The organism is Mesorhizobium sp. WSM4849 (assembly GCF_055811385.1).
In genome coordinates this window covers 312161-327463 of sequence record NZ_JBVVPW010000001.1, presented here as the reverse complement: position 1 = coordinate 327463, position 15303 = coordinate 312161, and the positions used below count along the sequence as shown (strand labels likewise).

Genomic DNA, 15303 nt, shown 5'->3' with positions numbered 1-15303 from the left:
CAAGTGAGCATCTTTGCAGAGTTTGATTTCACGTCGTTCAAATTGGTTCCACTGCCATTGAACATGAAGCCGCCGCCCGGATTGTGCTGGCCAGTCATCACTCTATGATTCTTTATGGTCAATCCGCCAATTCCGGAGATTTCCACAAGGACGAAGTATTGTCGGCCTCTGGATTCTGGCAATACGGAGGGGTGGAATTTGCCAAGGCGTTGGTGACAATCAGAACATACTTGATCAAAGACGATGGTGGTCCCGGGAACCATTGCTCGGCTTCGGGAGAGGTTCGGTTTGTCATTTATCTTCGACCAGCGGAATAGGTTCAACTGCGGCCACGAACACCCTGGACAACGACAGAGCTGGTTGGCCGGGAATGTCGGCCTAGAGAAGGCAATTGAGCCGGGAAGTCTGCCATTGCGTAAAATGCGTGAATTTGATGACGTCATGCGTTCCAATCGGCGCGGCCACCACGCTCCACCCACCGCACCGTGCCAGGGGTCATATAGACCAACGCGCCGCGGCTCGCGCCGGTTGTTCTCAAGTAGTCCTCGAGTTGCCCCGCGTGAATTCGCATGTCCTCCTCCGACGGCGCGATGTCGCTTTTCCAATCGAGAACAACCACGGCGCGACCGTTGTCTAATGCGACAACATCAATTCGTCCGGCAAGCGCTGTGGGTTCGCTTGCATCGGCGAGCAGGGCGTAGATCGGCCATTCTGGAACGAGACGCGGTCGCAGGGCAGCGATCTCCGGAAGATGCAGAGTTCGCCAGGCGGTCGAGGCGATTTCCTCGGCTTCGGGAAGACCGGCCTCGCCTGCGCGATCGACCACCAACTCTGCGATAAGCTCCTGGGCGCGATTGGCGAACCCGACGAGGTCTTCATCAAGTTCGCCGGTCAGGACCTCTTCCATGAGCTTGTGCAGGATAAGGCCCCGGACTCGTCCTGCGCCGATCGGCAGTTCCGTCTCCGGAGCGTCGCCGGAGTCGATCGCGATCGCCTCGATAATAGGAACGCGTTCGGGATCCTGGTTGCTCGGCTGAAGCCACGTGAGCGGGACGGCGGCAGCGGCGATGGCGGCGCGCTCTGTCTCGAAGATGTCCCGCGTCTGTCCGTTTGGCAGATCGGCCGCGGCAGGGCGCGGTGCCCGATCGAAACGCGATAGGTCTAGCAGCGGCAGGTCCTGGTGCGCCAAGTCGACGATCCGCGCCCAGGACCTTTGCTCCGCCTGCGGCAGCTCCGGGACGACGAGGAGCTCGCGAGCGCGAGTACATGCAACATACCAAAGGCGCTCGCGTTCACGGGTAAGGCTCTCATCATCGGACGCGAGCGCCAGCAAAAGATCGGGCGGGACGACGTCGCCGATGACCCAGTGCAGCGTGTTATCGGACGCGCGATGTACGAACGGCTCGCGCGAGCGGAGCAAGGTGGCTGTGTTGACCGGAATCACCACCGGCCATTCCAGCCCCTTCGCGCTGTGGATGGTGATGATCTCGATGGCGTCGCCTTCGGCATCAACCCGGCCCTCGTTGGACGGAACCCCCTGATTCCAATCCCTGGTGATGTCACGGACGAACCGCTTGAGACCGGTGACGCCGTAAGGCCGCGCCCGTTCGAGAAAGGTTTCTACGTTCGCAGCCGCGCGGGCGCTGCGATCACCTTCGCGCGCGGCAAGAATCGGTCGAACAGCCAGCCGCTCGGCTGCTTCGGCGAGCAGCAGCGCTGGTGTCGTCATTCTCGATTTCCATCTCAGGTCTTGCAGGATCGAAAGTGCCCGACGCGCAATCGGATGCGTGAGGTCACTCAGCTCGGTCAACAGCGAGAATCGCGGGATCGCGTGCGGACGATCGGGATTTTGGGACAAAGCCGCGGTGATATCGAGAAGCTCTTCCTCGGTCAGCCCGACAAGCGGGCCTCGCATCAGCGCGCCAAAGGCTAGGGTGTCGCCATCGTCGGCGAGCACGCGAGCCAGGGCGAGCATATCCTGCACCTCCTGACGTCGGAACAGGCCCTTGCCGGCTTGGGACGCGATCGGCAGGCCTCGTTGTTCCAGCGCGCGTTCATAGCGCCAGAGTTCGGTGCCTGTCGGTGCAAGCAGGGCTATTCCGCCGGCGGTGAGCGGAACCATCACGCCGTCGTCGTCGCGAACGTGCAGATTGCCGATGAGGCGCATGCAGAGTTCAGCGACGGCTTCTGCCTCGGCATCACGGATGTGCTCTGATCGCGAATTGGGCGGCACGTCGACGGTGATCCTGGCCGCACACGGAAGATCGTGGGTGGGGGGCTCGATGGTCGCCGTGAGCGCCACATAGCCAGGTTGCCCGACACCAGAAAGTGGCGTGTCGAAACAGCGGTTGACATGGGTAAGGATGTCCGGCCGGGAGCGGAAATTTGCGGTGATCTGGATGATGTTGTCCGGCCACCGCCGTTCGATTGCGGCACGCGCCTGCGCATAAGATCCGACATCGGCGCCGCGGAACCGGTAAATGGCCTGTTTCGGGTCGCCGACCATGAAGAGCGCCCCAGGCCTCAAGACGCTGTCCTGCCATTGCGGAGTGCGGTGCTCTGCAGCGATCAGAAACAGGATTTCGGACTGGATGGGATCGGTGTCCTGGAACTCGTCCACGAAGATATGCCGGTAGCGGGTCCCGAGAGCGCGGCGCACGGGCTCGTGGTCGCGGACAAGGGCCCGCGCCCGCTCCAGAAGATCGTCGAAATCAAGGACGGCCGCGGCGCGTTTGAAGTCAGCGTATTCGTTAAGCACCTCGTCGAGTTCATCGGATAGCCCTGCCACAAGTGCCGTGGCAATGCGGCCGAGCACCACCCGGTAGCAGTGGTCGACTTGGTCGAAGTATTGGCCCGCCTCCTCACTGAGCTGGCTACCCAGATCCTTGCCGGCGACCTTTTCCCAGGCCGATTTCCGTCTTGGCCTGATTAGATCGAATGTGTTCTTCCGCATGCAGGAAAGTCGTATCGGATGGGCGAGCGCCCAGAGCCGGGGAAAATCGGGCGGCGTCTCAAAGCTGCCGGCGTAAAAGTTTGCCAGCGTCTCTAGCTCACCCAGCAGCTCGAGCGTTTTGGGCTCAACGGGTTGAGCGGCTATCCAGCGCCGGAAATCCGCGACCGCCTCGACCAGGTCTATGTCCGGACGGCCGGTAAGGTCGGCGGGCAGCGCCCTCGCATCACGATGCTTGAGACGAAAGCGCGCCAGTTCCTGAAGGGTGGAGACAACGCGGCGGGGATCTTGGCGCGACAAGACTGCGATCGGATCGCTTGGCCGCTCCGGACTGTTGAGCCGCCGTTTGAGCCATTGCTCGAATATGGAGTCAAACGCAGCGGCGGCCTGGACTGCATCGAGCATCTGCGCGCCTGGATCAATATCAGCCTCGACCGCGTAGTTTGAGATGATGGTCTGGCAGAAGGCGTGAATCGTTGCGGTCGTAAGTTCGTCAAGTTTGGCAGCGGCGGCGGACATTGCATGCCGCTGAGGTGCGTCGAGGCCTTTGGGCAGGGCTTCCCGCAATGGGACCGGCACGCGTTTGGCCAACAGTTCGTTGACGTAGCGATGGACGCGCACCGACAGCTCGCTGGCCGCCAACTCAGTAAAAGTGATGGCCGCGATCTCACCGGGTTGAGCGCCGCGTGCAAGCAGCATCGTCACGCGCCCCGCCATCAGGGCGGTCTTGCCGGTGCCAGCCGCCGCTTCGACGAGCAAAGTCGAGTCAAGATCGGTCAGAGCCCGCCGGCGCGCGGACCTGTCTGCCAGTTGGATCATCGGCAACTCCAGACGCGCGCAAAATCGTCGAAGGCGCGGCTCAGCGCCGCCTGTTTGATCTGAAAGTACGCTGTCGGCGATGCCGGAAGCGCCAGCCGGAAGTCGTTCCAGTTCTCGCGCGCGTCCGGTCCGGGCAAAGCCCTGCCCTGCCGCAAAAGGACGCTGGCCGCCGTCACATGGTCTGCGATTTCCGCGATGGCCTGATCGACGTCGGGCAGCTTATAGACCCGCGGCTCGCCGCCGCCGAGATAGATGAGACGGGCGACGACGCGCGGGTTGTCCGGCACGAGTTGGCGCACCGCCAGCGCATAGATGACGCGCTGGAGCTCGGCGCCGCCCCCGAGCACGATCTGATCGGCCTTCTTTGGCTCTGCACCCGTCTTGTAATCCGAGACGCGAACGGCGTTTCCTGTGGCGGTAATATCGAGCCGGTCGATGCTGCCTTTGACCCGAACAGTGGTTCCGGTGATTTCAACCGGCGCGGTCGGATCCCAGGGAAGATAGCCCGTCGTTGCAACTGCTTCGTCGGGACGGCCGAACGCCAGCTCAGTCCAGCTGCGGGTGCCCGGTTGGAACGTCTCGTCGAGCGTCAAGGCTTTGATCGCAAGTTGGGCAGCAGCGTCCAGGGTGTGCCGCCACAGCAGCAACGGCGGCACGGATCGCTTTAGCGGCCACTCCGCACTGACCGTCGTCGCCGCCTCTGCCAAGGCGGTCTCGATCTCGTGCCGCGCTGCGCGGGAATAGCCTGGACTGGGCTCAAGCGTATCGACGGTCCGCTTGAGGAGCTCATGCACGAGATCGCCATAGGCACGCGCATCGAGTGTCAGCGGCTGATCGTCTTCGAGGACCGACCGCCAGCCCAATGCATAGCGCCACAGGAATGCGAGCGGGTCGCGGAGCATCAGCCGCAGCGACGTCGCGGACTGAACCGCATCGATGGCGCGTGCGATGACTGGATGATCGGCCCTCGTCCGACCATCATGCGCGGTGATCGCGGGACTTCGCCAGTCGCGCCAGCACGCATTAGCCGCCGCCAGCGCCGGCGAGCCCACGGCCTCGTCCGGCCGGGCGAGCAGACGATCGGCCTCGCTGAACGCGTGCGTCGGGATTCGCGCCCGCTTGAGCCCTTGAACATCGGCCCCTTGCGGTGCGAGCGGACTGGCCGCGAGGAGGCCGCCTTGGGCATTCCGGCGGCTTCTCGATAGGATGCAGCCACCAGACGCCTGGGCAGTGATTACCTGGAACGCACGTCGGTCCTGCGCGGTGACAGGATCGGGATCAAGTATACCATGGGACAAAACATGGCTTGGGATCAGCGGATCTTCCGCAGCGCGGCGCGGCCATGAGCGTGTGGTCATGCCGAGCAGCCGTACCCACCGGCGAGGTGCCGCGGCGAGATGACTCGCCGGACACCACACGGCACAGGCGCCCGGGTCGCGGCCGTCGGGCAAGCGAAGCTCCTGCAGCGAGAACTCCAGCGCCTTGGCAGGCGCGCGCCGCAGTGCTTCGCTCCAGAGCGCACGAGCGGAGGTTTCCAGCAGCATCAAGCCAGCCTGATCCGCCGCGGCCGGGCCGTTGGCCAGCATTTCGAGGACGGGCGTCAGGATCGGCCTGGGATCGATGCCGTCGGTTCGAAGCCGGCGCGCTTCGTCTAGCGCGCGAAGCCATTGATCGAGTTCAAAGAGAGCGGCACCAGGTTGCAATCCAAGCGCCCAGTTAAGCGGCAAGTTTTGCAAGGCGCGGCTCCGGCCTGCGGCGTGACTAAAGAGCCGGCGCAGGCGATCTTGGCTGAGGCCATTCAGCAGAACGTCGGCAAGTGCTCCGCAAGCCTGGCCTTCGCGCGACGCGAGGCCCGGCACACCGTGCGAGAAATGCAGCGGCAGGTCGGCGTCCGCTGCCAGGACGAGAAAGTGCGCGTCCCATTCCCCCGTCGAGGTGGCGCAGATCGCAATTTCTTCAGGTCTCGCCCGTCCGGATGCGATGAGTTCGCGCATCCAGCGTAGCGCTTCCACAACTTCAGCAGCAGGATTGGCGCAGGATACCATCTCGATGGCGGCGGCTGTTGGGGGCTGGTCAGTAGTGATCTCGCCCGGGAACCAGCTGACGTCCGTGGTGCCGGGACTGTGCCAGGAGAGGGGCACCATCTCATTGAGGGCCTCAAGCAGAGGGTGCCAGACCGGGGCGACGCTGACGACGCGGTCAAGCTCCACCGACCCTAGCGCGGCCGCCGCATGGACGAGGCGCTTCAGCGCAGCGTCGCGAAGGTCGCGCGGCGTCAGCACGCCTCTGGGCAGGTTTGCGCGGACGCGCTGCTCGATCTCGGCAATATCCGCCAGTCGGGCGCTGCGATCATCGCTTATCGGCAGCGAAAGGTCGGCCTGCCAGATTTTGGAGAGCGTCCGTGCGACGGCGCGGATCATACCTGGAAGCTGCCGGATACTTTCTAGCTCGGCAAACCCTCCAGCTTCGAGTGCAGCCCGGATGGCTGGATCGAGATCCTCGGATCGGGCAGGTTGCGTAAAGCCGCCTGCCAAGCGGGCGGCAAGCTGCGGCATAGTGAGAATTTGCACGCCGGTTTCGCCGCGGCGCGCGGCAGCGATTCTACGCATTCGAAAAGCGAGAGGGCCTTCGACGACGATGGTCCGGCGTTTCATTGGCCGTCCCGAAGATGCAACGCCAAAGCCATTGCTGAGCATATGATTTGATCCATGGAAGGGCGACCGGCATTTTGCGGCGAACTCGAACTCGAAAGCTCGCTATGATGCCTAACCAAGCTAGGGCCCGTATTTCTCTCGGCGCAGATTGACGGCTGCTTAACCTCCCTTCATGTCTGCCTTATTGCTTCGATGTCTATCGCTCCTTCGCCGGCGATTTTGCCGCCCGACTGGTCTCTCGATCGCGCGCGTTCAATTCAGCGAGTTCCGATTGGTAATAGCAACTGACTCATACGTCGCCTCCATTTCCTAGCTGCCGCTCAAGGGATTGCCGAACCAGACCGACGATGTAAGGTAATTCTTCGATCCTGTTGAACCTGACCTCGACATCACCATTTCCCCAACGGCCGAGCCCTGAAACATCCTTGCAAATACCGCGCGGATCGGCGATGTCCGAGAAGCTCATATTGAGGGACAATCGAAGCTGTTTTGCTTGTGGAACGACATCAACAAAGTTCGTCTCCGCCTTGTACGCCACGTAAAGCTTCAGGAATTCCTCCGTCACGCATGGATCAAGCGTCAGAATCTCTTTCCGAAATGCCTCGAAGAGTTCCCGCGTTGAGGAGCTCAAAAGGTACGGATGGTCCTCGATCGAGTACCCTGCAGTTCTAGGCTCCTGCGGCTGATAGGCCTCCAGGACGTCAGCTGGCAGTGCAGGCGCCCGCCAGACATCCGTTGCTTGCGCCGCAAGCTTCGCAGCGCGAGACTTGATCGCATTCTCGTTCCACGACTGCTGCTCTGCGAGCCCTGCGTTGACCTTGAGCGGGCTGTGCTTGAATCCCCCGTCCATATCTCGTTTCTCATCGAATGAGCGGTCGCTGTATTCCGAGTTGTAGCCAGTGAGCGTCAGGTTGCCGAGCGTGTGCAGATACGTTTGTTGGATACGCGCCCACTCGTCACCAAGAGCGCTTTTCCATGCATCCGACATTGTTTCGTTCTGAGGCATTATGTGTTCGATCGTGTATTCATCGACCGGTACACGTTCTTTTCGTCCATGGTTTTCGAAGCGGCGAAGCCAATAGCTCCGGCTTCGGAAGTTATACAAATCCCGGGTCTGCATATCGCGCTTGAACTCGTCTTCATTCGGGAATCGGCGATACGACGGCATCAGCAGGAAGTGCGCCTTGATGCTTTCGAGGTACCTGTCTTTTTTCAGAGCCTTGGTAAACGTGGCAAAGGTCTTGTTGAGCGAGTTGGTGGGAATTGCGCAGATGGCGTGACGGAAGACGTAAGCCTCTATTAATCTTACAGCCTCCAGGAATTCCTCCCTCGCCAACAGCCCGCCGACATAGTCTTGGTACAATTCGAGCAGGAATGGATAGGCGACATCGACCTTTAACTCCCGAAGGTCATGGAATGCGACTTTAAGGGCAAGATCGTTTTCCGCGCCGAGCGCCATGGCACAATAGAACTTGGCAATGTCTCGAATATCCTTGACCAATGCCTCAACACCTGCCTCCGAAATTTTCGGCGAACGGGCGTGCCCCTTAAACGCTTCGTAAACGTCGTCGAGGCGCGGAATTTCTCCCGTCTTTGCCGTTAAATAATGCCGCATGAAACTGTCAAAGTGCGTGTTGTATGCCTCCTGCCCGAACGATATTTCCATCGGGCGCCAGAACTGCTCATAGAGACTTGTTTGAAGATCGGGCTTGAGCCCCATGAGGATGAAGTTTCTGATTAGATCAGCCTGGCTTAGCTCTCGGCCTGTGGAGTTCATGCTTTCAAATATGAGCTGCGGGTTGTCCTGATCGCGGCTAAGGGCAATGTCGACAACAACGAGTTTAGCCAGCCCGTTGCAGATCGCCGCCAAATGGCTCTGCCGGCCAGCAATCAGGTCTTTGAACAGCGCGCGGTTCTGTACAATACGAAGTGAACGCTCCGCGGGAAGCTCTTGCTGACCGACGATCGAAGTGAGCGTCGCCTTGTCGGTCTGGGAAAGGAGAAGCTTATAATGGCGATCGCCGGATTCCTCAGGATTCAGAAGATAATAGTTGCGCAGTTTGCGAGCAGAGAAACCATCGATCGGTTCATCGTCGCCAAGCGCTTCAGCTAGCGCAGCAAGTAGAATTGTGACGGTGGTCAGGCGCTGCTGGCCGTCGATGACAAGTAGTGGTGCCTGATGGGAAACCTGTGACAAACCTGCTTCGATATAGACAATGGACCCGATGAAGTGCACGGATATGGCGTCATCGCTACCAGCGCGGACAATATCATCCCACAGTTGACGGCACTCTCTTTCTGTCCAGGAGTAGGTCCTCTGATAGATGGGGATGACAAACTGCGGCGATTTCTTGAGAAACGCGAGGAGCTTTGCTTCCGTGGCTTTCATCCTTGGTCCCGATCTTCCTTTTTGCCCCGCTGCGATGTTCGAAAACTGACCTGATCGGTCGAATACGGTGTGAACCCTCCCCGCAAGCTGCTGACCGGGACACGTCGCGCGTTTTGATCAGCCGAGCCAGGGACCCTTGGCCAGGCGGTCCGAGTTCCGCGCCGAGTTCGGCCAGGAGAGGAAGCGGCGAACCTTCCCAATCAGGTCATCGTGCAAGTCGGCGAGCAGGAACCTGACTACCGTGACGTCCGAAATTCCCGAGAATCAGTCGCTCTGTATTTTGTCCCGAATTCCGTCCTTCATTCCTTACTGTCCTGGCGTTGAAAAGTTGGTGCAGCAGGGCTGGCACAAGAGCATCGACGCTCTCTAGGAATTTTGCCTTAGAGTCTGGAATAAGACGAAGCCTCTCGATGGCCTCCAATGCTTTTTGCTGCTTCTCAAGCGACGGCATGCGGATACCCATGCCCAACAGCATCTCCGGGCGCAATCGTTCACGACGCGCGCCTTGCCCGCGGGTGAGCTTGCTCAACTCGTACAGAAACCATGGTGTGGGCAGTAGCGCTGACAGATAAGGCGGGGCCAGCTTGCCTGGCTTGCAGCGAAAAGTGCGGTATTCTGGTGATGCGAACCAGCCATCGTGAGTCCCGTCACAAACTGCAACCGCACCTTCCCAGCCCTTCGGCTGACTTGCAACGAAAAGCCCAGAGGCCAATCGATTGAAAGCCTTGTAGCTTGTTTCAGAACCCAGCACGGCTTCCTTGAAGAACAGGCCGCCGGCGAACCCCCGTATTCCAACTTGCGGATAGGCGACGCAAGGTTCAACCGTGGTGCGCTCTTCCGCCAGCTCGATAAAATCGCCGAGAACGGTGTCACCGGGTTGCGCGTAAGATTCATGCGCGCTCGACGTGAAGGCATTCACATCGGCGTTGATGTCTTCACGGAGTCGGCGCGCATCCTCCGCAAGCGCCGCGACCCTGTCCAATATTTTCACGATCCGCTGCTGCTCGCTTGCGTGCGGGAGGGGAATGTTCATTTGGAGAAATTTCGGTTCTTTCAATCTTACGCGATTTGTCGATCCCTCGCTGGAGCGCCGGCAGAGATCGATGAAGCCTTCAGTCTTGGAAAACCATTCGAGATAACGCGGCTTGATGACGTTATGGTCGAGGTCGAAACAGGGGAAATCACCACTGACTAAAGCCCCATCCAGCTCGGGAGGCACGAGGCCAAATGCGCCGTGTCGCGCATCAATACGGGAGATTAGGAACTGACCGGTCTTTGCCCTGATCTGCCGAGCCGCCGCGATCTCCGCTCCGGCAACTTCAGCCCGAAGGATCAGACCCTTTCCCCATAGGCGAGCAGTAATTTGTTTATAGCGCTCATCGGGATTCGGCTGAATCCACTCCTCGGATTTTCGCAGAAAGGTTCCAAGGCAGACTTCACGGAATGCCATCACGCCGCCTCAGCGAGCATTGCCCTGATCTCATCCATAATGGTGAGGATACGACTTTCCTTCTCGATAATGCCGTCGACTATCTCCGCAGGCGCGCGGTGATCGATGGCATCGGGTGAATGCGGGTTCTTCAGGTCGAGATTGCACGCGATGACACGGCCGTGCTCGTCCCGTTGGATCAGGTCCTTAACGCCGACTTGCCAAGCATGCTCGTTCTCTTCCCGATTCTCCCACCATTCGAGGCAGCCGCCGAACTCCTCAAACACCATCGGAGCTGTCTTCGAGTATTTCTTCCGTCCCTTGGGTCGAGGCTGCTCGTAGTACCAGATCGACTGCGTAGGGCCGGTGGTATCGAAAAAAATCAAGTTGGTGGGAATATCGGTGTAGGGCGCGAACACTCCCTCAGGTAGCCGGACCACGGTGTGCAGATTGAGCTGCGTCAGAAGATCGGCCTTGATCCGCGCGGACATGCCGTCGCCGAACAAAGTGCCGTTCGGCACGACGACAGCGGCCCGGCCTCGCCCTCCGCGCTTCAGCCTACGCATGATGAGTTGCAGGAAAAGAAGCGCCGTTTCGGCCGTGCGGCGATCTTCCGGGAAGTTGTTAAGGATGCCGGTTTCCTCCTCACCGCCAAAGGGTGGATTTGTGAGGATTACCTCGACACGCTGCTCTTCGCCGATCTCGGCAAGTCGGAAGCGCAGCGCGTTGCCGGGATCAATCTGCGGCGCCTCCAGCCCATGCAGGAGCAGATTCATTTGCGCCAGTAGGAAGGGCAGCGACTTGGCCTCCCCGCCGAAGATGCTCTTGCTCTGAAGGATTTCCCGCTTCTCGACGGTGTTGGCCTGCTTTTCGAGGTGCTGAAAAGCCTCGGAAAGAAACCCGCCGGTACCGCATGCCGGGTCAAGGACGATTTCACCGAGCCGTGGATCCGTCACCTCGACCATGAAGCGCACCACGGAGCGAGGCGTGTAAAACTCACCGGAATCGCCGGCAGCGTCGCGCATCTCCCGCACCAACGTCTCATAGAGGCGCCCGAGGGTGTGGATTTCGTCCGATGAGTCAAAATGGATGCCATCAACCAAGTTGATCACGTCGCGCAGGAGATAGCCGCTTTCCATGCGATTCGTGAGACCCTGGAAAACGGTGGCCACTACGTCGCGACGCTCGCGCCGGCCGTTTTCGCCCCGCAAGCTTTTCAGATAAGCAAACAGGCCCGGACCCCTCGATCCGTCCGGTAATTCTGTCGTCTCACCAGTAAGAAACGATAGGAGGTCGGGTCCGGTAATTCCGTCGTCCTGGGCAGCCCAGTCCCTCCAACGGTAGGGTGCCTCAATTGCTCCTTTGAAATCACGCTCAGCAATTTCGGCGCGCTCCTCCTCGAGGCGCTCCATATCGTCTAGGAACTTCAGGAACATGATCCAAGTGAGCATGGGCAGACGATCGAGATCACCGTTTAGCCCTTTGTCCTTGCGCATCATCTTCCGCGCAGACTTCACGATGCTGTCCAACCGTTGGGCTGTCGTCTGTGGCTCGGGCTTCGCTCGCGTGCGGGTGGTTTTCGCCACTTTTCGTTCTCCCTGAGTCACGCGGAATAGAGCAGGCGTTGCAATTCGCTAACCGCCCCTCGCAACTGTTTACCACCACCGAAGCGGGAGGCGATCTCAATTACGTTTCCCCAGTCATTGAAAGGTGGCACTTCCAGAATGTCTGGCACCTTGAACTGGGCTGCGCCGAATTCGGCGTACTTTTCAACAAGCGCGTCCAGCACTTGCTGCGCCTCGGGAGCGAAGCGGTCGAAGAAGTCCTTCTCCTCGCGCTTCAGCCGATCTGCGCGCTCGCGCCGGGTGCGAAGTGGTCCGTTATAGGCAAGGTGGCAAAGAAGATCAAAAGGGTCGGCCTCAGGCTTTCCAACCGCCTCGGCAAGGGAATCGATATCGATACCCTTTTCTTCCAGTCTCTCGACGATTTCCGCCCGCCGCTTGGAATCGAGCCAGTCATGTCGGAGTTCCGATGCGTTCGGGTATAATGTCCGAACCTTGTCACCGGTGTAGTCAGTCAACTGCCGAACACCGAGTTGCTTACCGTCGGCATCGAGTTCATAGACCATGTGCCGTATGATCTCGACCGCGCCGCCATCCACATAGAACTTGCGTGGGGGGCCGTCAGATTCGTCGTCCAACTGGCCCGCTTCGACACCTTCCCCTGGCAATTCCTCCGGATCGGCCGTCGGCCCGAAGGTTTCGGATTCCTCGATAACCTCGCCCCCCTCGTCGATTATCTCCTCCTGCTCGCGAACCGGATAGCCGTCGAAGTCTCGATCGGCAAATTTCTCTGTCGCCGTACCCGTGTAATCGATGATGTTGAACGCGAGCTTGCCGTAGTCAGGACGCAAACGGGTTCCTCGTCCGATGATCTGCTTGAACTCAGGCATCGAGCCGACCACCCGAGCGAGCACCACGTTCTTACAGGTAGGTGCATCCACGCCCGTCGTCAGCATGTGCGAAGAGGTGAGGATAACCGGAGTTCGAGTTTCCACATCCTGGAACTTGGCGCGATGTGCGCTACCGATATCACCCTCGTCGGCCGTCACGCGGCAGACGTAGTCCGGATACTCCTTGATCAGGTCGGCGTTGAGCTCCGCCAGCGCATGGCGCATTTCGAGCGCGTGCTCCTGATCGACGCAAAACACAATAGTCTTGGCGAAGCGATCGGTCTCTTTGAGGAAATTTGAGAGGTGGCGGGCAAAGGCCTGGGTCCGCGCTCGAATCGCGATGATCCGTTCAAAATCCTTGGTATTGTACTCGGCATCGGGAATTTCCCGTCCAAAGCGATCCAACTCCCCTTTTGTCGGACGCCAGCCGGCGGCGTCGTAGTCGGTGATGATGCGATGCACACGGTAAGGCGCGAGGAATCCGTCCGCGATCCCTTGCGCTAGGCTATATTCGTAGATCGAATTGCCGAAGTAGTTGTAAGTGTCGACGTTGTCCTCTCTTCGGGGCGTCGCGGTCATTCCAATCTGATACGCCGGCGCGAACCATTCGAGGATCTCCCGCCAATTGCTGTCATCTCGCGCGCTGCCGCGATGGCACTCGTCGACGATGATCAGGTCGAAAAAGTCTCTTGGATACTCGCGATAGAGACCCGGACGGTTTTCGTCTTGGGCGATGGCTTGATAGATGGCGAAATAGATGTCGCGGCTTTTGATGGCAAGTCCGCCGGCGATCTTCTCGCGCGCATCGCCGAACGGGCTGAAATCCTTCGCCATCGGATCGTCGACGAGAACGTTGCGATCGGCAAGGAAAAGGATCTTCGGGCTCCGACTAGTGCCTTTGTTGTTCCACCTCGCTGACCAGAGCTTCCACGATATCTGAAAGGCAACCGCCGTTTTCCCCGCTCCAGTGCAGAGGGTGAGCAAGGTTCGCTTGCGTCCTTGCAAGACGGCCTGCACCGAACGGTTGACCGCGATCTCCTGATAGTACCGGAGCGGCTTGGCCTTGTCGGGATAGGTGGGACTCAACAGCTTATCGGCTGTATCATCATCTCTGATGCCCTCGGCTGAGCGAAGACGCTGCCAAAGATCATCCGGCGATGGGTATTCAGTAATGATGCGTTCGACGCCTGTCGTGTAGTCAAATTCGACAATCTCACCGCCGTTTGTCGAGTAAGCGAATCTCAAGCCGAGTATCTCGGCGTAGTTCTTGGCCTGCTGGAGGCCCTCTCCCGCATGCCTGTACGAGGATTTAGCCTCGACAACTGCTATTGGAAAATCTGACCGATATCGCAGCAGATAGTCAGCTCGCTTCTGCTTTCCTCGCCGGGCCTTTCCAGCTATGAAAACGATGCGCCCGTCGGTGAACGTCCGCTGCTCGTTTATTGCGTGCGGGCGCGAATCCCATCCGGCAGCCTGCAGCTTGGGCACCACGAATTTCCGGCAGGTATCCGCTTCGGTTAGCCCCACTTAACCCCCACCCGCCTGCATTTCACCGCTGGCTTCCGTCGTAGCACTTGAGGAAGCAGTATCACAAACAGTTTCCCCGGTTCCTTACTTTGGAACAGCCGAGAGTGCCGCGGTTCGCACAAAGCTGCCGCATTCTTGCATTTGGCGCCACGTGACGCCTCTTCACCAAGTATCTTGAATCATCCGACTCACAGAGACCGCTGTGGGGGACCAACCATTCTTGATAACCGGCAGCCTTGGCGTCCGGTGCAGTGCCAGCCGCTGTGATCACTCGGCAACGCCCAATAGCTCGCGCTCGCGTTTTCGAATCGCCCTCACCGTGCTCTGGTGTTTCCTTGAGATGCTGTTGTTGTAGATCCACTCGGCTTCGGTCCAGAACGACACAATGGCCTCGGAAAATCGTTGGAGGTCTTTGACCTTCACAAGAATGTCGAGCCGGGCGGGAGATCCGACCGAGCCCTCAAATGGCATCGGCGGTGACGCCGTGATTTTCGTGCAGAAGTCCTGAAATTCGGCTCGAATGGTCGCCGACGCGCGGCCTTCGCCGTGACGACAGAAATTGCCGAGCAGCTGCAGAAGGTCAAGATCGCGATGTGCCTTGAAATACGAGAATGGTACCTTCCGCAGCTCAAGGAACTGTAGCTTCAAGTATTCCCAATCTTTGCTTTGGATCTTGCTGACCAGCTTCCCTGGGGGCTCCTTTGCGAGTTCGTTGGCGCATGCACTAAGATATTCGCGGAGTTGCTGTTCCCACATGGACTGAAGAGACAGGCAAAGCGCGCTCAGCGTAACCGCACGCAGATTTTCCATATCCGAGAGTTCGAACTTCGCAACCACCTCGTCCGAGGCACGCAATTGATCCATTCGATCGTCGATCGCCCGGACGGAAGGGATTGCGACACTCTCCAGAAACATCTCAATCGTGCGAACGTGTGCGTAGGTACCGATATCGGCTCGGCAGTTGGTCCAGGTAGGGATCATGGGACTGATGTAATCTTCCGGCATCGGCTCACTCGGCTTGGTAGTGTGCTAGAGACTCTTGCGGGTAACCGGCCATCTCCGATCCGTGCCGAGGAGCTTGTG

The 15303-nt window shown here is 59.4% G+C and carries 7 protein-coding genes; all 7 read right to left on the bottom strand.

The window, feature by feature from the left end; genetic code table 11:
* Positions 1-439 precede the first annotated feature (439 nt).
* The 7 genes from AC0L3L_RS01460 to AC0L3L_RS01430 all read right to left on the bottom strand — a co-directional run bounded on the left by AC0L3L_RS01460 (position 440) and on the right by AC0L3L_RS01430 (position 15225).
* Positions 440-3769, bottom strand: coding sequence for a UvrD-helicase domain-containing protein (locus AC0L3L_RS01460; RefSeq protein ID WP_473636269.1), 3330 nt, complete (start codon positions 3767-3769; stop codon positions 440-442).
* Positions 3766-6423, bottom strand: a complete 2658-nt coding sequence (locus AC0L3L_RS01455) for a PD-(D/E)XK nuclease family protein (RefSeq protein ID WP_473636268.1) — start codon at positions 6421-6423, stop codon at positions 3766-3768. Before AC0L3L_RS01455 ends, AC0L3L_RS01460 begins: the two co-directional genes overlap by 4 nt.
* A 289-nt stretch (positions 6424-6712) precedes the next feature.
* Positions 6713-8812 carry a GmrSD restriction endonuclease domain-containing protein gene (locus AC0L3L_RS01450; protein ID WP_473636267.1) on the bottom strand — a complete coding sequence of 700 codons (2100 nt, stop codon included), beginning with the start codon at positions 8810-8812 and terminating at the stop codon, positions 6713-6715.
* 205 nt (positions 8813-9017) lie between these two features.
* Positions 9018-10262 (bottom strand): restriction endonuclease subunit S, encoded by a 1245-nt coding sequence (locus tag AC0L3L_RS01445; RefSeq protein WP_473636266.1) that lies wholly within the window; start codon positions 10260-10262, stop codon positions 9018-9020.
* Positions 10262-11827: a class I SAM-dependent DNA methyltransferase gene (locus AC0L3L_RS01440; protein WP_473636265.1), complete on the bottom strand. Its 1566-nt coding sequence runs from the start codon at positions 11825-11827 to the stop codon at positions 10262-10264. Before AC0L3L_RS01440 ends, AC0L3L_RS01445 begins: the two co-directional genes overlap by 1 nt.
* Positions 11828-11844: 17 nt before the next feature.
* Positions 11845-14220, bottom strand: coding sequence for an EcoAI/FtnUII family type I restriction enzme subunit R (gene hsdR / locus AC0L3L_RS01435; RefSeq protein WP_473636264.1), 2376 nt, complete (start codon positions 14218-14220; stop codon positions 11845-11847).
* A gap of 267 nt (positions 14221-14487) precedes the next feature.
* Positions 14488-15225 carry a hypothetical protein gene (locus AC0L3L_RS01430; protein WP_473636263.1) on the bottom strand — a complete coding sequence of 246 codons (738 nt, stop codon included), beginning with the start codon at positions 15223-15225 and terminating at the stop codon, positions 14488-14490.
* Between the last annotated feature and the right edge of the window lie 78 nt (positions 15226-15303).